The sequence below is a fragment of the Cellulosimicrobium cellulans genome (assembly GCF_006539945.1).
Taxonomy (GTDB): domain Bacteria; phylum Actinomycetota; class Actinomycetes; order Actinomycetales; family Cellulomonadaceae; genus Cellulosimicrobium; species Cellulosimicrobium cellulans.
In genome coordinates this window covers 125,647-146,932 of record NZ_BJNZ01000008.1, presented here as the reverse complement: position 1 = coordinate 146,932, position 21,286 = coordinate 125,647, and the positions used below count along the sequence as shown (strand labels likewise).

The 21,286-nt window shown below is 74.6% G+C and carries 24 protein-coding genes; 10 read left to right on the top strand and 14 right to left on the bottom strand.

Annotated features, from left to right (window positions below; all coding sequences use genetic code 11):
- Positions 1-383: 383 nt before the first annotated feature.
- From CCE02nite_RS08740 to CCE02nite_RS08725, 4 genes are read right to left on the bottom strand one after another with little or no spacing between them, the layout of a single operon-like run.
- Positions 384-1,085, bottom strand: coding sequence for a response regulator (locus tag CCE02nite_RS08740; RefSeq protein ID WP_141389260.1), 702 nt, complete (start codon positions 1,083-1,085; stop codon positions 384-386).
- A complete protein-coding gene (locus CCE02nite_RS08735) occupies positions 1,082-2,572 on the bottom strand; it encodes a histidine kinase (protein WP_141389259.1) in 1,491 nt (496 codons plus the stop codon). Before CCE02nite_RS08735 ends, CCE02nite_RS08740 begins: the two co-directional genes overlap by 4 nt.
- Positions 2,569-3,441, bottom strand: coding sequence for a DUF2705 family protein (locus tag CCE02nite_RS08730; RefSeq protein WP_141389258.1), 873 nt, complete (start codon positions 3,439-3,441; stop codon positions 2,569-2,571). The genes CCE02nite_RS08735 and CCE02nite_RS08730 overlap by 4 nt, the downstream gene beginning before the upstream one ends.
- Entirely contained in the window at positions 3,438-4,427 is a 990-nt protein-coding gene (locus CCE02nite_RS08725; protein ID WP_141389257.1) for an ABC transporter ATP-binding protein, read from the bottom strand. Before CCE02nite_RS08725 ends, CCE02nite_RS08730 begins: the two co-directional genes overlap by 4 nt.
- A gap of 375 nt (positions 4,428-4,802) precedes the next feature.
- Here CCE02nite_RS08725 and CCE02nite_RS08720 point away from each other — a divergent pair, with 375 nt between their 5' ends.
- Both CCE02nite_RS08720 and CCE02nite_RS08715 read left to right on the top strand, forming a co-directional pair.
- Complete coding sequence (locus CCE02nite_RS08720; protein ID WP_141389256.1) at positions 4,803-5,696, top strand: Bax inhibitor-1/YccA family protein; 894 nt, start codon at positions 4,803-4,805, stop codon at positions 5,694-5,696.
- 53 nt (positions 5,697-5,749) lie between these two features.
- Complete coding sequence (locus tag CCE02nite_RS08715; protein ID WP_141389255.1) at positions 5,750-6,217, top strand: hypothetical protein; 468 nt, start codon at positions 5,750-5,752, stop codon at positions 6,215-6,217.
- An 82-nt stretch (positions 6,218-6,299) separates the two neighbouring features.
- On the opposite strand, the gene CCE02nite_RS08710 is transcribed toward CCE02nite_RS08715, so the two are convergent.
- Complete coding sequence (locus CCE02nite_RS08710; RefSeq protein ID WP_255318736.1) at positions 6,300-7,001, bottom strand: DUF5701 family protein; 702 nt, start codon at positions 6,999-7,001, stop codon at positions 6,300-6,302.
- Positions 7,002-7,126: 125 nt separating this feature from the next.
- Between CCE02nite_RS08710 and CCE02nite_RS08705 the strand changes: the two genes are divergently transcribed.
- Entirely contained in the window at positions 7,127-8,536 is a 1,410-nt protein-coding gene (locus tag CCE02nite_RS08705) for a cystathionine beta-synthase (protein WP_141389254.1), read from the top strand.
- Between the two features lie 102 nt (positions 8,537-8,638).
- Here the strand turns inward: CCE02nite_RS08705 and CCE02nite_RS08700 are convergent, their stop codons facing one another.
- The 3 genes from CCE02nite_RS08700 to CCE02nite_RS08690 form a co-directional block, all read right to left on the bottom strand.
- On the bottom strand, positions 8,639-9,331 hold the full coding sequence (locus tag CCE02nite_RS08700) for a hypothetical protein (protein WP_141389253.1): 693 nt from the start codon (positions 9,329-9,331) through the stop codon (positions 8,639-8,641).
- Positions 9,332-9,406: 75 nt separating this feature from the next.
- On the bottom strand, positions 9,407-9,997 hold the full coding sequence (locus CCE02nite_RS08695) for a TetR/AcrR family transcriptional regulator (protein ID WP_141389252.1): 591 nt from the start codon (positions 9,995-9,997) through the stop codon (positions 9,407-9,409).
- A complete protein-coding gene (locus CCE02nite_RS08690) occupies positions 9,990-10,850 on the bottom strand; it encodes an alpha/beta fold hydrolase (protein ID WP_255318735.1) in 861 nt (286 codons plus the stop codon). The genes CCE02nite_RS08695 and CCE02nite_RS08690 overlap by 8 nt, the downstream gene beginning before the upstream one ends.
- A gap of 160 nt (positions 10,851-11,010) precedes the next feature.
- On the opposite strand from CCE02nite_RS08690, the gene CCE02nite_RS08685 reads away from it, so the two are divergent.
- A complete protein-coding gene (locus CCE02nite_RS08685; protein ID WP_141389250.1) occupies positions 11,011-11,421 on the top strand; it encodes an FKBP-type peptidyl-prolyl cis-trans isomerase in 411 nt (136 codons plus the stop codon).
- 65 nt (positions 11,422-11,486) lie between these two features.
- Here the strand turns inward: CCE02nite_RS08685 and CCE02nite_RS08680 are convergent, their stop codons facing one another.
- On the bottom strand, positions 11,487-12,761 hold the full coding sequence (locus CCE02nite_RS08680) for a class I SAM-dependent methyltransferase (RefSeq protein ID WP_255318734.1): 1,275 nt from the start codon (positions 12,759-12,761) through the stop codon (positions 11,487-11,489).
- A gap of 140 nt (positions 12,762-12,901) precedes the next feature.
- Between CCE02nite_RS08680 and CCE02nite_RS08675 the strand changes: the two genes are divergently transcribed.
- Both CCE02nite_RS08675 and CCE02nite_RS08670 read left to right on the top strand, forming a co-directional pair.
- Positions 12,902-14,296: a DUF2252 domain-containing protein gene (locus CCE02nite_RS08675; RefSeq protein WP_141389249.1), complete on the top strand. Its 1,395-nt coding sequence runs from the start codon at positions 12,902-12,904 to the stop codon at positions 14,294-14,296.
- Between the two features lie 68 nt (positions 14,297-14,364).
- Positions 14,365-14,766, top strand: a complete 402-nt coding sequence (locus CCE02nite_RS08670; RefSeq protein ID WP_141389248.1) for an Rdx family protein — start codon at positions 14,365-14,367, stop codon at positions 14,764-14,766.
- A gap of 4 nt (positions 14,767-14,770) precedes the next feature.
- On the opposite strand, the gene CCE02nite_RS08665 is transcribed toward CCE02nite_RS08670, so the two are convergent.
- The gene (locus CCE02nite_RS08665; protein ID WP_047232055.1) at positions 14,771-15,151 is read right to left on the bottom strand and encodes a DUF5997 family protein; all 381 of its coding nucleotides are present in this window, start codon (positions 15,149-15,151) and stop codon (positions 14,771-14,773) included.
- A 54-nt stretch (positions 15,152-15,205) separates the two neighbouring features.
- Here CCE02nite_RS08665 and CCE02nite_RS08660 point away from each other — a divergent pair, with 54 nt between their 5' ends.
- The 4 genes from CCE02nite_RS08660 to CCE02nite_RS08645 all read left to right on the top strand — a co-directional run bounded on the left by CCE02nite_RS08660 (position 15,206) and on the right by CCE02nite_RS08645 (position 18,131).
- Positions 15,206-16,096 carry a LysR substrate-binding domain-containing protein gene (locus tag CCE02nite_RS08660; RefSeq protein ID WP_255318733.1) on the top strand — a complete coding sequence of 297 codons (891 nt, stop codon included), beginning with the start codon at positions 15,206-15,208 and terminating at the stop codon, positions 16,094-16,096.
- 73 nt (positions 16,097-16,169) lie between these two features.
- Positions 16,170-16,556: an ArsR/SmtB family transcription factor gene (locus CCE02nite_RS08655; RefSeq protein WP_174774903.1), complete on the top strand. Its 387-nt coding sequence runs from the start codon at positions 16,170-16,172 to the stop codon at positions 16,554-16,556.
- A complete protein-coding gene (locus CCE02nite_RS08650) occupies positions 16,553-17,206 on the top strand; it encodes an SRPBCC family protein (RefSeq protein ID WP_141389246.1) in 654 nt (217 codons plus the stop codon). Before CCE02nite_RS08655 ends, CCE02nite_RS08650 begins: the two co-directional genes overlap by 4 nt.
- Before the next feature lie 85 nt (positions 17,207-17,291).
- Positions 17,292-18,131: a phosphatase PAP2 family protein gene (locus CCE02nite_RS08645; RefSeq protein ID WP_141389245.1), complete on the top strand. Its 840-nt coding sequence runs from the start codon at positions 17,292-17,294 to the stop codon at positions 18,129-18,131.
- A gap of 6 nt (positions 18,132-18,137) precedes the next feature.
- Here CCE02nite_RS08645 and CCE02nite_RS08640 read toward each other — a convergent pair whose 3' ends face one another.
- From CCE02nite_RS08640 to msrA, 4 genes are all read right to left on the bottom strand, one after another.
- Positions 18,138-18,623, bottom strand: coding sequence for a hypothetical protein (locus CCE02nite_RS08640; RefSeq protein ID WP_141389244.1), 486 nt, complete (start codon positions 18,621-18,623; stop codon positions 18,138-18,140).
- 49 nt (positions 18,624-18,672) lie between these two features.
- Positions 18,673-19,440, bottom strand: coding sequence for a CPBP family intramembrane glutamic endopeptidase (locus CCE02nite_RS08635; protein WP_255318741.1), 768 nt, complete (start codon positions 19,438-19,440; stop codon positions 18,673-18,675).
- 135 nt (positions 19,441-19,575) lie between these two features.
- The gene (locus tag CCE02nite_RS08630; RefSeq protein WP_141389243.1) at positions 19,576-20,412 is read right to left on the bottom strand and encodes an aldo/keto reductase; all 837 of its coding nucleotides are present in this window, start codon (positions 20,410-20,412) and stop codon (positions 19,576-19,578) included.
- Positions 20,413-20,548: 136 nt separating this feature from the next.
- Entirely contained in the window at positions 20,549-21,223 is a 675-nt protein-coding gene (gene msrA, locus CCE02nite_RS08625; RefSeq protein WP_141389242.1) for a peptide-methionine (S)-S-oxide reductase MsrA, read from the bottom strand.
- Positions 21,224-21,286: the final 63 nt, after the last annotated feature.

Sequence of the window (21,286 nt, the reverse complement as noted above, 5' to 3'; positions counted from 1 at the left end):
CCCCCACCGCTCGGCCATCGCCGCACCTGGCTCGGGCTCGCCCGAGCCAACGCGCCGAGGTAGAGGCGTGGTCCGCCGAGGTAGAGGCCTGGTCCGACGACGTCCGCTCGCCCAGGAGGCGCCGGTCGGCAGCCCTCGGCTGCGCCGACACCGCGGGCGGTCGCCCGAGGTGGGTCAAGACCAGGGTGAGACGACGCCGGGCGGGGTGGGTGGTGGTGCCGCGTCGTGGTCGGGCCTGGCGGGAGCCGCGAGGAACGAGCGGCGGATGGTAGACGCGGCACCACCACCCACCCCGCCACCCAGGGCGACCAGACCGCCGTCGGACACGCCGACCAGGCCTCTACTTGGGCGGACCACGCCTCTACTTGGGCGGGCGGACGACCTCAGGAAGGGCGGGCTACGCCCGTCTCGTAGGCCAGGACGACGGCCTGGACGCGGTCGCGGAGGCCGAGCTTGCCGAGCACGCGGCCGACGTGGGTCTTGACCGTCGCCTCGGACAGGACGAACCGCTCGGCGATCTCGGCGTTCGTCAGCCCTTCGCCCAGGGCCTCGAAGACCTCGAGCTCGCGCGCGGTGAGCTCGGCGAGCCGGGGGTCGTGCAGACCGGTCTGGGCGGGGGCGGGGGCGTTCGTGCCCTCCTGGGGGAGCTGGCCCGAGAACATCTCGAGCATGCGGCGCGTGATGCGCGGGGAGACGGCGGCGTCGCCGCTCGCGACGGCGCGGATGGCCCCGACGAGCTCGCCCGGCTTGGCGTCCTTGAGCAGGAACCCGCTCGCGCCGGCGCGCAGCGCGGCGAACGCGTACTCGTCGAGGTCGAACGTGGTGAGGATGATGACGCGCGACTCGGGCTGCGCGGCGACGATGCGCTCGGTCGCCTCGATCCCGTTCGTCCCGGGCATGCGGACGTCCATGAGCACGACGTCGGGCCGCAGGGCGGCGGCCTGCGCGATGCCGGTCTCGCCGTCGCCGGCCTCGCCGACGACCTCGATGTCGTCCTCGGCGGCGAGGATCATGCGGAAGCCCATGCGCAGCAGGGCCTGGTCGTCGACGAGCAGCACCCGGGTCGGTGCGCCGCTGTCCGTCATGTGCGTTCCCGTCCGTCGTCGCGTCCGCCGGTCTCCCGGCCGGGGTCGAGGTCGAGGCGCAGGCTCGCCCGCACCTCCCAGCCGGTGCCGCTCGGCCCCGCCGACACCGTACCGCCGTAGACGGCAGCCCTCTCCCGCATCCCGATGATGCCGCGGCCCGTCCCGACCGGGACGCCGGGCGGGTGCTGCTCCGCGACCGACGGCGGCAGGCCGCGCTCGTCGGCGCTCGCGCCCTCGCCGGGGCGGCGCCCGGCCTGGTTGACGACCCGTAGCTCGAGCCAGTCCGCGCCGGGCTCGGCGCGGCGCGAGACCTCGACGAGGACCATCGGGGACAGGGGTGCGTAGCGCAGCACGTTCGTCAGCGACTCCTGGACGATGCGGTGCGCGGTCTGGCGCAGCGCCGGCCCGGGCGTCGGCTGCGGGCCCGAGCGCACGAGCCGGACCGGCAGGCCGGCGGTGCGGAAGCGTTCGACGATCTCCTCGAGCTCGGGCGTCTCGTGCGCCGGGGCGAGCGGGACGGTCTGCTCGCCGCCGGGCTCGCGCAGGACACCGAGCACGCGCCGCATGTCGGCGAGCGCCGCGCGCCCGGTCGCGGTGAGCTCGTCGAGCGCGTGGCCGGCGAGCTCGGGGTTCTTGGCGCCCGACGCCTTGGCGCCGTCAGCGAGGGCGACCATGACCGTGAGGGAGTGCGCGACGACGTCGTGCATCTCGCGCGCGATGCGCGTGCGCTCGGCGGCGGCGGCGAGCTGTGCCTGCTGGTCGCGGTCGCGCGCGATGGAGTTGGCCCGCTCGACGAGGTCGGACACGTGCTGCCGGCGGGCGCGCACGTTGGTGCCGATCGCGAGGGCGATCAGGCACAGGACGGTCGTGACGAGGATGCCGACGATGCGGTCGACGGTCGCGCGACCAGGCTCGACGCTCTGGCGCAGGACCTCGCCGTCGGCGGTGGTGATGACGTCGTACCAGAGGAGGGTCGCGGCGGACAGGGCCAGGACGACGATGGCGAGGACCGGCCACGCGATGCGCGACGGGCGCGAGGCCGCGACGGCGTACACCGCGAACATGGCTGCGACCTCGAACCCGGCGGTGTCGCCGGTGACCGCGATCGCGAGGACGCCGAGTGCGGTGAGCCCGAGCGCGACGGTGACGGGTCGTCGGCGGCGCCAGTACAGGAGCGCCCCGCCGAGGACGAAGAACAGGAGCGACAGCGGCGACGAGCCGCGGGGCTGCTCGGCGAAGAGCGCGTAGAGGACCCCCGGGACGCCGAAGATCGCGACGATGACCCAGTCCATGACGACGGGGTGCCGGGCGAAGTACCGACGCACCGGGCCGAGGCGCCGGGCGTCGAGCTCGGTGAACGGCTCGGGCGCGGGCCGCATCGGCAGCGGTGCGAGCGCGCCCGGAGCGGCTTCCGGGCGCGCCACGGCCGACGCCGGACGAGCGGGCTGCTCGTCCGGCGTCGGCGGAGTGATGGGCCGGGAGGTCACGCGTCCCGGCGCTTGAGCACGACGGCCGCGGCGACGGTGAGCGCCGCGGTCCAGCCGGCGAGCACCGCGAAGCCGGGCCACGGGCCGATCGCGTCCGGGGACGACATGCCGCCGCCGAGCACGACCTGCTCGCCGGCGGACGCGGGCAGCGAGTTCATCAGGGTCTGGACCCAGTCGGCTCCCGTGACGCCCATGACGATGTTGAGCACCATCGAGAGCACGAAGAACACGGCGACGAGCGTGAAGATCGCGCCGGCCGAGCTGCGGAGCAGGACGCCGACCGCGACGGAGAACAGCGCGACCGCGGTGAGGTAGAGCACGACGCCGATCAGGGCGCGCTGGTCGTCGGCGGACGAGAAGTCGGCCGTCATGTCCTTGCCGGACAGGATCGGGTAGGTCACGAGGTAGGACAGCCCGACGGCGACGACGGTCGAGACGGCCGTGACGACGCCGACGACGATCATCTTCGCCGCGAGCGCGGGGGTGCGGCGCGGGACGGCGGAGAGCGTGGAGCGGATCATGCCGGTCGAGTACTCGCCCGTGACGGTGAGCGCGCCGAGCACGGCGACCGCGAGCTGCGCGAACGAGTAGCCCACGGTGATGACCATGACGCCGATGCCGTCGGTCGTCCCCATCCCCATGTCCTCGGGCGAGCCGCCTGCCGAGCTCACGGAGGAGACGACGGCCGCGAACATGAGGGAGAAGCCGACCATCACGGCGACGGTGATGCCGAGCGTCCACCACGTGGAGCGCAGCGAGCGGAACTTGATCCACTCCGAGCGGAGCACGTGGCCGAAGGTGAGGCGGTAGGGGGAGGTGCGGGACGCCGTCGGGCTGGTGGCGCCCGGGGCGAGGGTCGTGGCGCTCATCGCTGCGCTCCTTCGAGGGAGTCGGTGGGGACCGGCGCACCCGCGGGCGCACCCGCCGCGCCGTGGCCGATGTGGATCTGCGCGGACTCGGTCTGGTACTCGACCGAGTCGGCCGTGAGGGCCATGTAGGCGTCCTCGAGCGTCGACGTGACGGGCGTGAGCTCGTGCAGGACGAAGCCCTTCGCGGCGGCGAGCTCGCCGATCCCGGGCGCGTCGGCGCCGGTGACCACGAGCAGGCTCGGCTCGTCGCTCGTGACGGTCGCGCCGTCGCTCGTGAGGATCTCGGCGAGCTGCGTCGCGTGCGGCGTGCGGACGCGGACCGTGCGCTGCTGGGCGCCGTTGACGATGTCGCTCACCGGGGCGTCCGCGATGATGCGGCCCTTGCCGATGACGATGATGTGGTCGGCCGTGAGGGCGACCTCGCTCATGAGGTGGCTCGAGAGGAAGACCGTGCGGCCCTCGGACGCGAGGTAGCGGGCGAGGTTGCGCACCCACAGGACGCCCTCGGGGTCGAGGCCGTTGACGGGCTCGTCGAGGATGAGCGTCCTGGGGTCGCCGAGCAGCGCGGACGCGATGCCCAGGCGCTGGCCCATGCCGAGCGAGAAGCCGCCGACGCGCTTCTTCGCGACCGACTGGAGGCCGGTCATGTCGATGACCTCGTCGACGCGCTTGGTCGGGATGCCGTGCGTCGCGGCCATCGCGAGGAGGTGGTTGTAGGCGGTGCGCCCGGTGTGGACCGCCTTCGCGTCGAGCAGCGCTCCCACCTCGGTGAGGGGGGAGCGGTGCTCTGCGTACGGGCGCCCGTTGACGGTGACGGTCCCCGCGGTCGGGCGGTCCAGACCCATGATCATGCGCATGGTCGTGGACTTGCCGGCGCCGTTGGGGCCGAGGAAGCCGGTGACGGTCCCGGGACGCACGGTGAACGAGATGCCGTCCACCGCGGTCTTGGGCCCGTACCGCTTGGTCAGGCCGCGTGCTTCGATCATGACTTCGCCCCTCCGAGGGTCGTTCGTCCGGGATGGTTCTGGTGCTCGCGGGCGGGGTCGTGCCGGTCGGACCGGGGTCCTCTCCGCGAGGTACGTCTCGAGCCTAGGGACGTGCACGACGTCGGACAGCCCCCGTGCGACGTATCTTGCCCGGGGCATGGGCCGGGCGGCGTACACCGCGCGGCGTACGCGGCACGCCGTCGGGTGGTCCGCTGGTCGGGACTTCGCCCCCGCGGGCCGAAAACTCAGCGGGAACAGTGACCACGGCTCGCACGTTCCCTAGGATGAACACAGGCCAGCGACACCCGACTCGAGGCGAGACGCCGATGACGAGGCCCGCTGAGAGGTAGTGGACGCCGCGACCAGGAGGAGCTCATGAGCAACCCCGTCTTCAACAACAGCGCGGTCTTCGGTGATCCGAAGAACCAGCGCGGTGGGGCGGCCACGCAGGCCGGACCCGCCTACGGGAGCCCGCCGCCGCAGGGCCAGGGCCCCGCGTACGGCACGCCGCCCCAGCAGGGTGCGCAGTGGGGTGCCTACGGCGCCCAGACCGCCGACGCCGCGTCGCTCGACGCGATGTACAACGCGCCGTCGGCGACCACGGCGGACACCAAGCGCCTCACCTACGACGACGTCATCATGAAGACGGGCGGCCTGCTGGCCCTCCTCGTCGTCGTCGGTGCGGGCTCGTGGATGGTCGCGCCGCAGATGCCGGCGGTCTGGATCATCGGCGCGGTCGTCGGCCTCGTGCTCGGCCTGGTGAACTCGTTCAAGCGCAACCCCAGCCCGGCGCTCATCGTGCTGTACACCGTCGCGCAGGGCCTGTTCCTCGGCGGCATCAGCCGCGTCTACGAGACGGCGTGGAACGGTGTCGTGCCGTCGGCCGTCGTGGCGACGGTCGCGACGTTCGCCGCCGCGCTGTTCCTGTTCAAGTCCGGCCGCGTGCGCGTCACGCCGAAGTTCATGCGCTGGCTGCTCATCGCGATGGTCGGCTACCTGGTCTTCTCGCTGGTGAACGTCGTCCTCATCATGACCGGTGTCCTCGGCGGCTGGGGCCTCTACAGCGGCTGGGGCATCATCGCCAGCCTCCTCGGGGTCGGACTGGCCGCCGCGTCGCTCATCGTCGACTTCGACTCGATCAAGCGCGGCGTCGAGGGCGGCGTGCCCGCCAAGTTCGCGTGGTCGGCCGCGTTCGGCCTGCTCGTCACGCTGATCTGGCTCTACCTCGAGTTCCTGCGTCTCTTCGCGATCCTGCAGAGCAGCGACTGACGGTGGCGCGCAGCACCCGTGAACCGGCACCCGCGGCGGACCTTCCGCCGCGGGTGCCGGTCTTTCTTGCCGGTCTGGTCGTCGCCGCGGCCGCGATGCTCGGCGTCCAGGTCCTCTACATGGTCGTCTCCGGCGCGCCGCCCGCGTGGCTCGCGTTCGCGGCGCTCCTCATCCTGCTCAGCGTGCCGACCGCGGGCGCCGCGGTGGCGTGGCTCGGCACCCGGCTCACGCGTGGCGCGTCCGAGCGCCGGGCCGCGCTGGTGTTCGCCGCGCTGGGCCTCGTCGCGGGCGCGCTGTGGGGGTCGCTGCTCGCCGGCGGCCTGGCGCGGCAGCTCGCCGACGCCGGTGCGAGCGGTGGGGGAGCGCTGATCGCGGGCGCGGCCGCCGTCGTCGGGGTCACCGCGGCGGTCGGTGCCGGGCTCGGTCGCCTCGCCGCGCGCGAGGCCTCCGACCGCCCGCTCCTCGTCGTCGTGCTCGGCGTCGTCGTGGTCCTCGTCGCGCTCCTGGGCTTCTTCGGCTGAGCGCCCATCGTTGTGGGCATGGAATGGGCCCGGTTCTCGACCAAGAACCGGGCCCATTCCATGCCCACACGCCCAGGCTGCGTCAAGCGGGGAGGCGGCCCGTGGTCGAGGCGAAGCCGAGCCACGTGTGGCGGTTGCCCGCCCAGCACCAGCCGACCTTCGGGGCGCCGCGGCGCTCGCGACCGTCGCGGCCCGTGCCGTTGGAGATCCACAGCGCCGGGGTGCGGGCGTCGAGACGGCCGTCGGGCTTGCGCAGGCGCGACCCGATCGTCATGTAGCAGAGGTTGCGCGTGAGGACGCTCGGCGCCTGGAGCGCCCAGTGGATGCCCTCGTGCAGCAGCAGCGGCGTCCGGCCCCGGGCGGTGAGCTCGGGCAGCGCCTCGTCCGGCGACCAGCTCGCCAGGTCGTCTCCGCGGTCCGGAGCGGCGACGAGGGAGAGCGGGCCGTCGGGGACCTCGATGCCCTCGATCGGCGCGAAGCTGTCGACGTCCGTCATGTCGACGACGACGAAGCCCTCCTTCTCACCGTCCCGCGCAGGGAGCCGCAGCAGGGGAGCGAGCGTGGACGGCGGCGCGAGCCGGGGATCGACGACGAGCAGCGACCCGGCGGGTGCGGTGGCTGCGAGCACGGCCGCGGCCGCGCGGAGCGCGTCGGGCGTCAGGCCCGCGAGCTCGTGGACGCCGAGGGCGACGAGGCGCTCGGCCTGGGCGGCGACGCCGGGCAGGTCGGGGAGGGTCGTCTCGGGAGCGGTCGGATGCGGGGCGGCGGTGGTCGTCTCGGGCACGGGTCACCTCTCGGTCGGGACGGTCGGAGGGCTCAACGCTGTACACCGTACGGAAATTCCCGCCGTGGTGCCGCCGGGGGATCGCACGACGCACGCACGTCGCGCGGATCGGGGATGATCGGGGCATGAGATACGCAGAGCACGTCTCGGAGCTCGTCGGCGGTACCCCGCTCGTCCGGCTGTCCCGTGTCACCGAAGGCCTCAGTGCGACGATCCTCGCCAAGGTCGAGTACGTGAACCCCGGCGGCTCGGTGAAGGACCGCATCGCGCTGAAGATGGTCGAGGCCGCGGAGGCGTCAGGAGAGCTGGCGCCGGGCGGCACGATCGTCGAGCCCACGTCCGGCAACACCGGCGTCGGCCTCGCGCTCGTCGCGCAGCGCAAGGGGTACGACTGCGTGTTCGTGTGCCCCGACAAGGTGAGCCAGGACAAGCGGGACGTGCTGCGCGCGTACGGCGCGCGCGTCGTCGTGACCCCGACCGCCGTCGCGCCGGACCATCCGGACTCCTACTACTCCGTGTCCGACCGCCTCGTGCGCGAGATCCCCGGGGCGTGGAAGCCGAACCAGTACGCCAACCCGAACGGTCCGGCGTCGCACTACGAGTCCACGGGCCCGGAGGTCTGGGCGGACACCGACGGCCGCGTGACGCACTTCGTCGCGGGCGTCGGGACCGGCGGCACGATCACGGGCACCGGGCGCTACCTCAAGGAGGTCTCCGCGGACCGCGCCGAGCCCGACGGCGGGCGCGTGCGCGTCGTCGGCGCCGACCCGGCAGGCTCGGTGTACTCCGGGGGCGACGGGCGCCCGTACCTCGTCGAGGGCGTGGGCGAGGACTTCTGGCCGGCCGCGTACGACCCGTCGGTCCCCGACGAGGTCATCCCCGTGACGGACGCGGACTCGTTCGCGATGACGCGGCGCCTCGCGCGCGAGGAGGGCCTCCTCGTCGGCGGGTCGTGCGGCATGGCGGTCGAGGCGACGCTGCGCCTCGCGCGGCGGCTCGAGGAGGAGGACCCGGAGGCTGCGGCACGGGCCGTGATCGTCGTCCTGCTGCCCGACAGCGGGCGGGGCTACCTGTCGAAGATCTTCAACGACGCCTGGATGCGGTCGTACGGGTTCCTGCCCGACGAGGAGGGCGTGACCGCGGGGGACGTGCTGCGCGCCAAGGACGGGCGCCTGCCCGACCTCGTGCACACGCACCCGAGCGAGACCGTGCGCGACGCCATCGAGATCCTGCGCGAGTACGGCGTCTCCCAGATGCCCGTCGTCGGCGCGGAGCCGCCGGTGAAGAGCGGCGAGGTCGCGGGATCGGTCAGCGAGCGCGAGCTCCTCGACGCCGTGTTCTCCGGCCGCGCGTCCCTCGCCGACCGCGTGGACCAGCACATGGAGCCGCGCTTCCCGCTCATCGGCGCGGGCGAGGGCGTCGAGGCGGTGCGTGCCGCGCTGCACGACGCCGACGCGCTGCTCGTCGTCGAGGACGGCGACCCCGTCGGCGTCCTCACCCGCCACGACCTCCTGGGCTTCGTCGCCGCCCGCTGACGCTCTCGTGCACCCCGCCGAGCACGACATGGGGGTCGTCATCCGACGGATGACGACCCCCATGTCGTGCTCGACAGCGATCGGGGTCGTTCTCGGGAAAGGTCAAGGTCGTGGTCGGCGGAGAGCCACGACGGCGAGCAGCACGCACCCGGCACCGAGCAGGACGCCGTGCGCGACCCTCAGCCCGGGAGCGCCCCAGAACTGCGGCAGCAGCAGGACGAGGCCAAGGGCGAACGGCAGGGTGGACCACCAGCGCACGACGCGGCGGAGCGCGACGACGGTGAGCAGGCCGCCCGCAGCGAGGAGGATCAGCCCCGCGCCGAAGAGCGTGACGGCGAGAGGTCCCGTGCGCAGGTCCGTCACGACGTCGAGGAACCCGGTGGCGGCGGGGTCGCTCGTGGAGGTCGCGGCGCGCGCGACCGCCTGGATGCCGAACATCTCCGCCCCGAAGAAGAGCGCGGCGAGGAATCCGCCCGCCCAGACGAGGCCCGTCGCGGACGCGAGCAGGTCGGCGGCGCGCCGCGGGGCGACCGGGGCGAGGGCCGAGCGCAGTCCCAGGAGGGCGGGCGCGAGCAGCCCGATCGCGAGGATCCCGCACAGGTGCGCGACGACCCAGCGGTCGGACGCGAACGCGGCGGCGAGCCCGGCGGTCGGGTGCGCCTCGTCCGGCCAGGGCCGCATCACGGGGAACAGGACGAAGCCCGCACCCGCTGCGACGAGCGCGGCGGCGGTCAGGCGTCGGGCCGAGGTCGACGACGTGGTCGTGTCAGGCGCTGCGGTGGTGGTCGGGCTCATGGCGGCCTCCGAGGGTTCGCGGGGACGGGCAGGTGTCCGTCGGGTCGTTCTGCGCGGTGCAGGACCGGCGCGTGGTCAGGTGCCGTCGGTGAGCGCCGCGAGACCGGCGAGCATCGCGCGGACGTGAACCTCGAAGCTCTGGTCCAGGTCGTCCGGGAGCCGGAAGCCCCCGCCGAGCTCGAGCGCGACGAAGCCGTGGAGGCTCGCGCGCACGGACCGGATCGCGTCGATCGTGCGGTCCTCGGGGAGGTCGAAGCCGCGCAGCACCGCAGCGACGACCTGGACGCTGCGGCTCGCTGCCGCGGAGAGCGCGGCGTCGGCGGGGTCGTCGGGGTCGGGTGCCACCTGGACGGCCGCGTACCGCCCGGGGTGCGCGCGAGCGTAGCGCCGGGTCGCGTGCGCGAGGGCTGCGACGGCGTCGGGTCCGGCGAGCCCGACCGTCGCGTCGGTGAGCGCTCGCGTGTACTCCTCGACGGACACGATCGCGACCTCGCGTCGCAGGGCCGCGAGCGAGCCGACGTGCTTGTAGAGGCTCGGTGTCGCGACGCCCGCCTGCGCGGCGACCTTCGCGAGCGTGAGGTCGACGAACCCGGTCGGGCCGCCCGCGTCGACGAGGTCGACGGCGATCCGCACGACCGCCGCGTGCGAGAGCCCCGCCCTAGCCACGGGTGCCCTCCGACCCCTCGGCGCGCGCGTCTGCCGGGTGCGGGGCGTCGGGCAGGTCCGCGAGGAACGCGAGCGTCGCGGTCACGACCTCCGCGGGTGCCTGGAGCTGGGGGTAGTGGCCCACCTCGGCGAGGACGAGGGTGGTCGCGCCGAGCGACTCCTGCGCCCACGCGGCCTCGGCGGCGGGGTCGGCGTAGTCGGGGTCGAGCGCGCCGAAGACCGCGAGCGCGGGCGCCTCGACGTGCGCGACGCGCGGCTCGACGACGCGGTGGTCGAGCTGGAGGGCCAGGTCCCGGAAGGAGCGCAGGCGCCCCGGCTCGGAGAGGTTGGCGCGGATCGCGGCCTGGTGCGCGGCGAGGCGCGCGGGCGTGCGGCCCTTGTTCAGCGAACCGTAGAACGACGCCCAGAACGCGGCACCCCACGGCCGCGCGAGCGCGAGGCGGTAGAGCACGCGCATCGCACGGAGCTTCGCGGGCGACGACGGCTCGCGGAGGAACCCGTCGAGGAGGACGAGCGCGCGCACGAGGTCGGGGCGCTCGGCCGCGGCGATCACGGCGGCCGACGCCGCCATGGAGCTCCCCAGCAGGACGGCGGGGCCCGCGTCCAGGTGCTCGACGAGCGCGACGTAGTCGGACGCCGTCGCCTCGTCGCCGTGGGTCGAGAACGTGGTGTCGCTGTCGCCGTGGCCTCGCAGGTCCATGACGACCACGCGGTAGCCCGCGGCCACGAGGTGCGGGGCGACGTCGTCGTAGGTGGCGCGCAGGTCGCCCATGCCGGGCGAGGCGACGACGAGAGGGCCGGTGCCCTCGTCCGTGTAGGCGAGACGGCCCTCGGCCCGGGCGAGGTGATGCACGGTGGATCGTTGGCTCGTGTTCATAGCCAATAGGCTAACGCTATTAGCCACGGTGCGCAAGGGGCGAGCGCAGGGCACCCCGGACGCCCCGGAGCGACCCGCGTAGGGTAGGGAGACCCGCGTCCGCGCGGGCTTCCTGCACCCGACGAGAGGCAACCTCGTGACCGACCAGCCCACCCTTCCGACCGCATCCGGATCCTTCGGCGACAAGCCGACGCTCACCTTCCCGGAGACGGGCGCGCCCAGCGGCCTCCAGGTCGTCGTGCTCAGCGAGGGCGACGGCCCGGCCGTCACGTCGGGGCGCAACATCGTCGTGCACTACCTCGGCCAGGCGTGGGGCGGCCACGTGTTCGACAACTCCTACGACCGCGGCGACACCATCGCGTTCCCGATCGGCGTCGGCGCCGTGATCGGCGGCTGGGACAAGGGCCTCGTCGGCCAGAACGTCGGCTCGCGCGTGCTGCTCTCGATCCCGCCGGAGCACGGCTACGGCCAGCGCGGCGTGCCGCAGGCCGGCATCGCGGGCACGGACACGCTCGTCTTCGTGGTGGACATCGTCGACGTCCAGTGACACCTCCCCGCTGGGTGCGGGGTGTTCGTCGGCGCGGAGCCGTCCTGACGACGAACACCCCGCACTCAGCGGCGCGTGGAGCGGGTGACGGTGAAGCGCGGGCCGCGCGCGACCTGGGTCGTCGGCCCGACCGCACGCTCCAGCGCCGGCCGGTAGCGCAGGTGCGAGTTCCACACGCACCACAGCTCTCCGCCCGGCCGCAGGACGCGCCCCGCCGTCGCGAACATGCGGTGCGCCGCATCGGTGCGCAGGGCCGCGCCGTCGTGGAACGGCGGGTTGAGCAGCACGACGTCGGCGCTCGCGTCGGCCAGCGTCGCGCCCGCGTCGTCGCGCACGGTGCGCACGCGGCCGCCCACCCCGTTCTCCCGCGCCGTGAGCGCCGCGGACCGCACCGCGGCGTCGGAGCGGTCCGCCGCCACGACCCGCGCGTCCGGCCAGCGCCGGGCCGCCCACGTGGCGAGCAGCCCCGTCCCGCACCCGAGGTCGACGACGTCGCGCGGGCCCCGGTCCGCCCCGTCGGGCGCCGGCCCGCCCGGGCCTGAAGCGCTGAGCTGCTCGAGCAGGAACCGCGTGCCGAGGTCGAGGCCCGCCCCCGCGAAGGCCGCCCCGAACGCCGCGACCCGCAGCCCGACGTCGGGCAGGTCGGCCGTCACGGGATAGGTGAGACCGCCGCGCCCGGGGCGCGGCGACGACGCGACGAGCACGCGCGACTTGCCGCGCGCGAGGCTCGCGCGCACGTCCGCGAACGACTCGCCGAGGACGTCGTTCATGGCGCGGGTCATGTGCTTGACGCGTCCGCCCGCCAGCAGCACGACGCCCGGGTCGGCCTCGCGCGCGACGTGCTCCGCGACGTCGCGCAGCGCCGCGAGGCTGCGGGGCAGACGCAGCAGCACCACGCGCGCCCCCGCGAGGAGCCCGGGCCCGAGGCCGTGGCGCGCGTAGGCACCGGTCAGGCCGAGCGCCGTCGCGTTCGCGTCGAGCGCGGCCTCCGCCGTGCACGCGTCCTGGTGGACGCGCACCCTCGGGTTGCCCGACGCCGGGCCCGCCTCGGTCGACGCCACGGCGGTGAGCAGCGCGGCGCCGAGCGTGAGGGCCCCGTACCGGTCGTCGACGACCACCACGGCCTCCGGCCCGCCACCCGCGAGCCACGGCGCCGCCTCGTCGATCGGGAGGTCGGTGGGGAGGTCGGTCGGGAGGTCGAGCGGGAGGTCGAGCAGCAGGTCGAGCAGCAGCCGGTCGACGGGGTCCACGGCGACCGGGGCGTCCTCGCGGTCCGGGCCGGTGTCGTCGGTGCGCAGGCGCGTGAGCAGCGCGGCGAGGTCGGGCGGGGAGGTCGTCACCGGTCCAGTCTCCCCGACGGCACGCCGCTCCCCGCCCGGTCGCGCACGCGCCGTCGCTCCACCGAACCTCACCCGGCGTCGCCGTGCCGTGCACCGCCGCGAGCGCTACTGTGCGGTTCCCGGACAGCGAGGAGGCACCCGTGGACGTCCCGCGAACCCTGGCCGAGTCCCGCGCGGCGGGGCGCGCCCTGCGCGACCGGGTGCCGCGCCGCACCCAGGGGGCGCTGCTGCTCCCGGAGCGCGACCCGGTCGCGATCATCGAGGAGCAGAACCGCGACCGGCTCCAGGACCTCGTCCCGCTGCGGATCGGGCGGATGCTCGAGTCGCCGTTCGCGTTCTACCGCGGCACGGCGGCCACGATGGCCCACGACCTGCGCGACGGACCGCGCACGGGCGCCCACGTCGTGGCGTGCGGCGACGCGCACGTCTCCAACTTCGGCCTCTTCGCGTCGCCCGAGCGGCGGCTGGTGTTCGACCTCAACGACTTCGACGAGGCGAGCGACGCACCGTGGGAGTGGGACGTCAAGCGGCTCGCGGCGAGCATGTACGTCGGTGGCCGGGACAAGGGGATGTCGGAGGCCGAGTGCGGCGACGCCGCGCGGGAGGCGGTGCGCGGGTACCGGGAGGCGCTGGCCGACCTGTTCGCGCGCAGCGCCCTCGAGCGGTTCTCGTTCCAGGTCGAGACGGACGCGATCGAGCCCTTGCTGCGCAAAGAGGGGCGCGACGAGCTGCGGCGGACGGTGAAGAAGGCGCGCAAGCGCACCTCGGAGCAGGTGGTGCAGAAGATCACGACGCGCACCACCGACGGCCGCCCCCGGATCGTCGACCAGCCGCCCGTGACCCAGCACGTCGACCGCGTGTCGGTCGAGGAGCTGACGGAGCTCTTCCAGCAGTACCGCGAACCCCTGCGCGCCGACGTCCGGCTCCTGCTCGGCCAGTTCGAGCTCGTCGACTTCGTGCTGCGCGTCGTCGGGGTCGGCAGCGTCGGGACCCGCTGCTACATCCTGCTGTTCGAGGGGCCCGAGGGCGAGCCGCTCGTCCTGCAGGCCAAGGAGGCCGAGACGTCGGTCCTCTCGCGGTACGGCGGGATGCCCGACGCGCTGCCGTCCGGCCTCGTGCCGGCCGGGGCGCTCCCGGCGCAGGGGCGTCGTGTCGTGACGTCCCAGCGCATCCTGCAGGCCCACTCGGACCCGTTCCTGGGCTGGATCACCATCGAGGCGCCGGAACGCACGGGCCGCCCGCGCGTGGACTACTTCTTCCGGCAGTTCCGCGACATGAAGGGTTCGGTGGAGCTCGACCGGCTCGCCCCGGCGCAGTTCGTGCGGTACGGCGAGCTCTGCGGGCGCGTGCTCGCCCGCGCGCACAGCCAGTCGCCCGGTGCGCGGGTCGCCCACGGCTACCTCGGGCGCTCCGGCGTCTTCGACGAGTCGATCGCGCGCTGGTCGCGCGCGTACGCGGACGTCGTGGAGCAGGACTTCGCGGCGCTCGAGGCGGCCGTGGCGAGCGGTCGGATCCCGGCCGAGCGCGGGACATGAGCCGGGGCCGGGCCTGCGTGCCCGCTCGCTCCGGCCCGGCGCCGACCACCGACCGTAGGCTGGTCGCCATGTCGCACGACGCTGGGTCCACGGGCCCTGAGGCAGCAGCTCCCGCCGAGGTATCGACCGTCGTCCCGCGCGGGACGGCACGCGTGGCGGTGGAGTACTGCACGCAGTGCCGGTGGCTCCTGCGCGCGGCATGGGTCGCCCAGGAGCTGCTCCAGACGTTCCGCACACGGCTCGGCGAGGTCGCCCTGGTGCCGGGGACGGACGGCGTCTTCCGCGTCACGCTCGACGCCGGTGAGGGGCCCGTCCTGCTCTGGGACCGCAAGGCCGACGGCGGGTTCCCCGAGATCCCCGACCTCAAGCGGCGCGTGCGCGACGCCGTCGCCCCGGACCTGGCGCTCGGCCACACCGACCGGGCGGCCGCCCGGTCAGGGTCCGGCGGCGAGGCGCCGTCGGAGGGCTGAGGACTCAGCCCTTCTTGGCGCGGGCGGCGGCGAGCCGCTCCTCCTCGGCGCGGACCTTCTTCTGCACCTCGCGCTCCGTCGCGAGCCACGCGGGCGGGTCCTGGCGCAGCGCGTCGATCTCCTCCGTCGTCAGCGGCTCGGTGAGGCCGCCGCGCGTGAGGCCGGAGATGGAGACGCCCAGGCGTCCCGCGACCACGGGGCGCGGGTGGGGGCCGTTGCGGCGCAGGTCCGCGAGCCACTCCGGCGGGTTCTTCTCGAGCTCCTCGAGCTGGGCCCGCGTGATCGTGCCCTCCTGGAACTCCGGCGGCGTGGCGGGCAGGTACACCCCGAGCTTCTTCGCCGCGGTGGCGGGCTTCATGGTCTGCGCGGACTGCTTGGGGGTCATGGGCTCCAGGGTAGTCGGCCGGTCGGCCTCCGGCGGCGCGCCTAGGCTGGTCGGGTGGACGACGACGCGGGCACGACCCCCGAGGTGACGAACGGCGAGACCCCCGACGACGGCCGCGGGGTGCGGCGGTTCCGGCTCGCGTACGTGCCGGGCGCGACGCCGGCGAAGTGGGTGCGCACGTGGCGCGAGCGCCTCGCCGACGTGCCGCTCGACCTCGTGGCCGTCGAGGCGGGTGACGCCGAGCGCGCGCTGCGGGACGACGAGGCGGACGCCGCGATCCTCCGCCTGCCGGTCGACCGCGACGTGCTCAGCGCGATCCGGCTCTACGAGGAGGCGCCGGTCGTGCTCGTCTCGCGTGACCACCTGCTCGCCGCGCTCGAGCCCGAGGAGCCGGTCGCGCTCGCGGACCTCGCCGACGACGTGCTGCTGCGGCCGCTCGACGACGTCGTGCCCTGGGCGGGCGAGCCCGGCGCCGCGGAGGACGCCCCGGAGCCCCCGGGCCGGCCGGCCGTCGAGCGTCCGGCGACGACGGGCGACGCCGTCGTGCTCGTCGCGGCGAACGTCGGGGTGGCGGTCGTGCCGCAGTCGCTCGCGCGCCTGCACCACCGCAAGGACGTGACGTACCGGCCCCTCGACGACGCGCCGACCGCCCCGGTCGCGCTCGCGTGGGTCGCGGACCGGGACGACGAGCTGGTCGAGGAGATGGTCGGGATCGTGCGCGGGCGCACGGTCAACAGCTCGCGCGGCCGGCGTGCCGGGAGCGCGCCCGAGGAGGCCGCGACGCCCCGCGCGCAGAGCGGGCGCGGCGGCGCCGGGGGGCAGGGCGGACGCGGCGGGTCCGGGCGTGGGGGAGCGGCCGGTGGGCGCTCCGGCGGAGCGAAGCAGGGGCGTGGCGGGGTCCCGAAGGGCCGGGGCTCCCGCGGGCGCGGCGGGAAGCGGCGGTGACGGCCCGCAACGCGTCCTGGCGACCGCTGGATAGGTCTTGACTTATATAAGCCGGTATTGAAACATGGTGGTCATGGAAGCGTTCGACGTCCTCGGCGACCCGGTGCGGCGCCGGATCCTCGAGCATCTCGCGCGGGGCGAGCGACCGGCGGGGGACCTCGCCGCGCTCGTGGGCGAGGAGTTCGGGATCAGCCAGCCGGCCGTGTCCCAGCACCTCAAGGTGCTGCGGACCAGCGGCTTCGCGACCGTGCGGCCCGAGGGGACCCGGCGCCTCTACGCGCTCGACCCCGCGGCGCTCGACGAGGTCGAGGACTGGGCGGCGGGCCTGCGCCGGTTCTGGGAGCAGCGGCTCGACGCGCTCGGCACCGAGCTCGCTCGCGGTGCGCGCGAGCGGCGCCGCACCGCGGCCGTCGACGAGGGCGCCGGACGCCCGACCGACACCACCAGGAGGACAGCATGAAGGACTTCATCGCCGAGCTCGAGGCCGCGCGGCGCTCCGTCGGGACGGGGGCGCTCCCCGCGGGCGAGGCCCGCGTCCTCACGATCGAGCGGACCTACCCGGCCGACGTCGAGGACGTGTGGGACGCCGTCACCGACCCCGAGCGCATCCCGCGCTGGTTCCTGCCGGTCACGGGCGAGTTCCGGGTCGGCGGCACCTACCAGGTCGAGGGCAACGCGGGCGGCGAGATCCGCGCGTGCGACGCGCCGACCCTCCTCCGGCTCACCTGGGTCATGGGCCCGCCGACGCCGGAGGACTCGTCGGTCGTCGAGCTCCGCCTCGCGCCCGCGCCCGACGGCGGCACCACCCTCACGCTCGAGCACACCGCCGTCGTGCCGCCGGAGATGTGGGACGTGTACGGCCCGGGCGCCGTCGGCGTCGGCTGGGACGGCGCGCTGCTGGGCCTCGCGCTGCACCTCGACGGCGCCGGGCCGCTCGACCCCGAGGAGGTCCTCGCGAGCCCCGAGCTGCGCGCGTTCAACGTCGCGAGCAGCGAGGCGTGGGGAGCGGCGCTCGCGGAGGCGGACGGGCTGGGCGCGGACGAGGTCGCGGCGCGCGTCGCCGCCACGACGGCCTTCTACGTCCCGGCCGACACCCCCGACGCGCGGTAGGTCCGGCCCCGGGGGGAGGCCGGGCGGCGGACATCCCCCGTGGGGCGGATGTTCACCTGCCGTTCACCCGGCTTACCCTCGTGCGATGACTCCGCCCGATTCGTCCCGTGCCGCGACCCTGCTCGACCGCCCCGACGCCCCCGCCGCGACCCGTCCGACCGCGCGCCCACGCGTACTGCCGGAGCCGCCGGTCGACGTGTCGTCGCGGGTCGCCGGCCAGGTCCTCGTCGCGGTGTCGTGGCTGGTCGGGGCGGCCCTCGTCGTCCTGGTCGCGCGCCTGCTGCGCGGCCCGAGCGAGGCGCTCTACCTCGCCGTCACGGCGCGGACCGCCGAGCTCCCGGGGTCCGGGCTCGTCGCGGAGGGCGGGGTGCTCGTGCTCCTCGGGCTGTGCGCGGTCGTCGCGTGGCGGTCGCGGCGCGCGGGCGCGTCCGCCGTCGCGACGACGCTCGTCGCGGGGGTGGGCGCCGTGGCGGCCTACGCGGCGAGCGAGGCCGTGAAGTCCCTGGTCCGCCAGCCGCGGGGGTGCTGGGAGCTCGTCGAGGTCGCGCACTGCCCCGCCGCCGGGGACTGGTCGTTCCCCAGCAACCACACCGCCATCGCGTTCGCCCTCGCGACGGCGGTCGTCCTGGCCGGTGCGCCCGCCGTGCGCGTCCCCGGGGCGGTGCCCGCCCGGCACGCCTACCGGTCGCCGCTGCGCGATATCGCGGTGTGGGTCGTGCTGCCCGTGGTGCTCGCCGTCGCAGTCGCCACGGCGCGGGTCGCCGAGGGCGTGCACTTCCCGCACGACGTCGTCGCGGGCGCGGCCGTCGGCGTCGCCGTCGTCGTCGCGGCGGTCACGATCCTCGCCGGGCCGGCGACGGCTGCCGTCACAGCAGCGTGCCGCGTGGACGGCGTCCGCCGCGTCCTCCTGGCGCGGCCCGCCTGACGAGCCTCAGGGACGGCGTCGGGCGCGGGCGATCCCCACGATCCCCAGGATCACCGCCGCGGCGAGCAGCACGGTGCCGAACACGGCCTGCGGCAGGTCGACCGACGGCCCGACGGCGAACGTCCCGCCCGTCGTCGTGCCCTCCGACCGGCACGTGAGGGTCACGGTGCCCGCGTCTCTCGCGAACGAGGACTCCGCGCGCCAGTGCCGAGGCACGCGGAGGTCCTGCTGCGACATCGAGACGCGGAGCCCGACGTCCTCGCCGTCGGGTCCGGTGCCCTCGCACCGGACCTCGCTCCACGCGGCGCCCGTGTCGGCGTAGACGGTGTGCTCGCCCGCGGTGAGCACGACGCGCACCGTCTCGCCGAACGGCGTCGCGGCCTCGACCCGGAAGCCTGGGAGCACCCACAGCCACAGCACGCCCAGCAGGCATGCGCCCGCGATCGCGAGGGGAACGAGGCCGCGGCGGGGTCCGGTTCGTCGTCCGGTCATGCGGGCACCGCACCGGCAGAGGCCCCGGGGCACGGTCCGCGCGGCACGGTCAGCGCGGCACGGTGACGAAGACGTCGAACAGCTCCGGGTGGTGGGCGTGCACGAGCACCGCGAACACCACGACGTCGAACAGCAGGTGCACCGCGACGACGTACGTGAGCGACTTGCTCCACGAGAAGATCCAGCCCTGGACCAGGGCGAACGGGACGGTGAGGAGCGGTCCCCACTCGCGGTACCCGAGCTCCCAGAGGAACGACACGAACACCGCCGCCTGGAGCAGGTTGGCCGTCCACAGGCCGAAGTGCTCGCGGTACAGCGCGAACACGACGCACACGAAGAACAGCTCGTCCCAGATGCCCACCGCGTTGACGCCCACGAACAGCCGTGCGATCTCCTGCCCGCCCGTGATCTGGGGCCAGTTGAGGTACGCACCCGACCCGATGAAGTAGAAGGGCAGGATCAGGTACCCCGCGACGACGACCACGACGAGGTACACGACCTGTCCCCGGGTCCAGCGCCGCCCGGTGGCGACGGGGAACCGGATCACGTCCTCGCGGAGCACGAACCGCGACAGCGCCCACGGCACGAGCACCGCGAGCGACAGCACGACGGCGAAGCGCACCATCCCCGCGTCCGACAGGTCCGCCTCGAGCGAGATCGTCGAGATGATCGCCATGCCGGTCCCGACGAGCGCGAGGTCGCGCCCGAGGCGGCGGTCCACGGCGAGCCCCAGCGCCACGCCGAGCACGAGCGGCACGTACCCGAGCGGGCGCACGTGCACCGCGAACAGGAGCACCGCCGAGCCCGACACGAGCATCGCGGCGAGCAGCCGCAGCGGCGAGCCGACCGCCCAGGGCGGTCGGGCGGCGTCGGGCACCGGGGCGAGGGCGGGGGACGTCACCCGCACACGGTGCCACGACCAGCGGGAGCAAGCACGTGCCGCGCCGGTGGCTCAGAGCTCCTCGTACACCGCGGGGTCCTGGTCGTTGGTGCGCCCGTCAGGCCGGGCGAGCCCCGTGAGGGCGTTCATCTCGTGGGTCGTGAGCTCGAACGAGAAGACGTCGAGGTTCTCGCGCTGACGCTCGGGCGACGACGCCTTGGGCAGCGGTACGACGCCGAGCTGCACGTGCCAGCGCAGGATCACCTGGACGGGGGAGACCCCGTGCGCGGCAGCCACCGCCGTGACGGCGGGGTCGCGCAGGAGGTCGTTCGCACGGCCGATCGGGCTCCACGCCTCGGTGACGATCCCGCGCTCGGCGTCGGCGGCCCGCTGCGCGGCCTGCGGGAAGTACGGGTGCAGCTCGACCTGGTTCACGACCGGGGTCACGCCCGTCGCCGCGATCACCGCGTCGAGGTGCTCGGGCAGGAAGTTCGACACGCCCACGTGACGGACCAGCCCGCGCTCGCGGCACTCCACGAGCGCCTCGTACGCCTCGACGTACAGCCCGACGCGCGGGTTCGGCCAGTGGATCAGGTACAGGTCGATGCGGTCGAGACCGGTGCGGAGGAGCGACTCCTCGACGGTGCGGACGGCGTCGTCGTGGGCCTGGTGGCGACCGGGGAGCTTGGACGTGACGATCACGTCGTCGCGCGAGACGTCCGCACGCCGCACCGCTGCGCCGACCGCGCCCTCGTTCTCGTAGCTGAACGCCGAGTCGATCAACCGGTAGCCCGCGTCGATCGCGCGCGCGACCGTCTCAGCGCCCTCCTCACCGTTGAGGCGGTAGGTGCCGAACCCGATCGCGGGGATCGTCGTGCCGTCCTGGGCGCTGAGGGTGGGGATCGTCATGGACCCCATCGTGCGTCGGGCCCGGCGCGGCACGCACCCCGGCGGGCGGGGCACCGGGGCCGTCGCGCGGGCGAGAGACGAGAAGCGGCCCCCGATCCGCAGGGATCAGGGGCCGCTTCTCGCCTCTCGGCGGGTGCTACGCGGCGCTCGGGAACGGGACTCCCGTGGTCGCGTGGCAGCGGTAGCCGTTCGGGTTCTTGTCGAGGTACTGCTGGTGGTAGTCCTCGGCGTAGTAGAACGGGCCGGCCTCGGCCGCGGGGCGCATCTCGGTCGTCACCGGGTCGTAGCCCTTGGCCTCGAGCACCGCGGAGTAGCGCGCCGCGGTGTCACGGACCGCCTGCTCCTGCTCCGGCGTCGTCCAGTAGACGGCGGACCGGTACTGCGTGCCGACGTCGTTGCCCTGGCGGTAGCCCTGCGTCGGGTCGTGACGCTCCCAGAAGATCGTGAGCAGCTCCTCCTCGGAGACCTTCGTGGGGTCGTACGCGACGAGCGCCGTCTCGGTGTGGCCCGTGCGCGCGGTGCACGCCTCCTCGTAGGTGGGGTTCGGCGTCGTGCCGCCCATGTACCCGACGGCGGTGCTCACCACCCCGGGGACCTGCCAGAAGATCTCCTCGGCTCCCCAGAAACAGCCCATCGCGAGGTAGAGCACGCGCGTGCCCTCGGGCCACGGGCCGGTGATGGACGTGCCGAGCACGGTGTGGGGACGCGGGGTCTGCAGCACGGGCGACTGGCGTCCGGGCAGCGCGTCCTCGGGGGCGATCATCGTCGTCTTGCCGGACGAGCCGAAGATCGCGTCGAAGATCGAGTTCATCGCTTACCTCCTGAAGTACCCGGACGACCGGGGCGCTGGCCCACGACGCATCGTCCTGGCACG

Bases quoted from the DNA above. Each gene is read 5' to 3' on its own strand.
- CCE02nite_RS08665 (WP_047232055.1), bottom strand. From the start codon at position 15,151: ATGACCCCCAAGCAGTCCGCGCAGACCATGAAGCCCGCCACCGCGGCG.
- CCE02nite_RS08630 (WP_141389243.1), bottom strand. From the start codon at position 20,412: ATGACGATCCCCACCCTCAGCGCCCAGGACGGCACGACGATCCCCGCG.
- CCE02nite_RS08730 (WP_141389258.1), bottom strand. From the start codon at position 3,441: ATGAGCGCCACGACCCTCGCCCCGGGCGCCACCAGCCCGACGGCGTCC.
- CCE02nite_RS08670 (WP_141389248.1), top strand. From the start codon at position 14,365: ATGTCGCACGACGCTGGGTCCACGGGCCCTGAGGCAGCAGCTCCCGCC.
- CCE02nite_RS08720 (WP_141389256.1), top strand. From the start codon at position 4,803: ATGAGCAACCCCGTCTTCAACAACAGCGCGGTCTTCGGTGATCCGAAG.
- CCE02nite_RS08740 (WP_141389260.1), bottom strand. From the start codon at position 1,085: ATGACGGACAGCGGCGCACCGACCCGGGTGCTGCTCGTCGACGACCAG.
- msrA (WP_141389242.1), bottom strand. From the start codon at position 21,223: ATGAACTCGATCTTCGACGCGATCTTCGGCTCGTCCGGCAAGACGACG.
- CCE02nite_RS08645 (WP_141389245.1), top strand. From the start codon at position 17,292: ATGACTCCGCCCGATTCGTCCCGTGCCGCGACCCTGCTCGACCGCCCC.
- CCE02nite_RS08650 (WP_141389246.1), top strand. From the start codon at position 16,553: ATGAAGGACTTCATCGCCGAGCTCGAGGCCGCGCGGCGCTCCGTCGGG.
- CCE02nite_RS08635 (WP_255318741.1), bottom strand. From the start codon at position 19,440: ATGCTCGTGTCGGGCTCGGCGGTGCTCCTGTTCGCGGTGCACGTGCGC.
- CCE02nite_RS08705 (WP_141389254.1), top strand. From the start codon at position 7,127: ATGAGATACGCAGAGCACGTCTCGGAGCTCGTCGGCGGTACCCCGCTC.
- CCE02nite_RS08655 (WP_174774903.1), top strand. From the start codon at position 16,170: ATGGAAGCGTTCGACGTCCTCGGCGACCCGGTGCGGCGCCGGATCCTC.
- CCE02nite_RS08725 (WP_141389257.1), bottom strand. From the start codon at position 4,427: ATGATCGAAGCACGCGGCCTGACCAAGCGGTACGGGCCCAAGACCGCG.
- CCE02nite_RS08700 (WP_141389253.1), bottom strand. From the start codon at position 9,331: ATGAGCCCGACCACCACCGCAGCGCCTGACACGACCACGTCGTCGACC.
- CCE02nite_RS08640 (WP_141389244.1), bottom strand. From the start codon at position 18,623: ATGACCGGACGACGAACCGGACCCCGCCGCGGCCTCGTTCCCCTCGCG.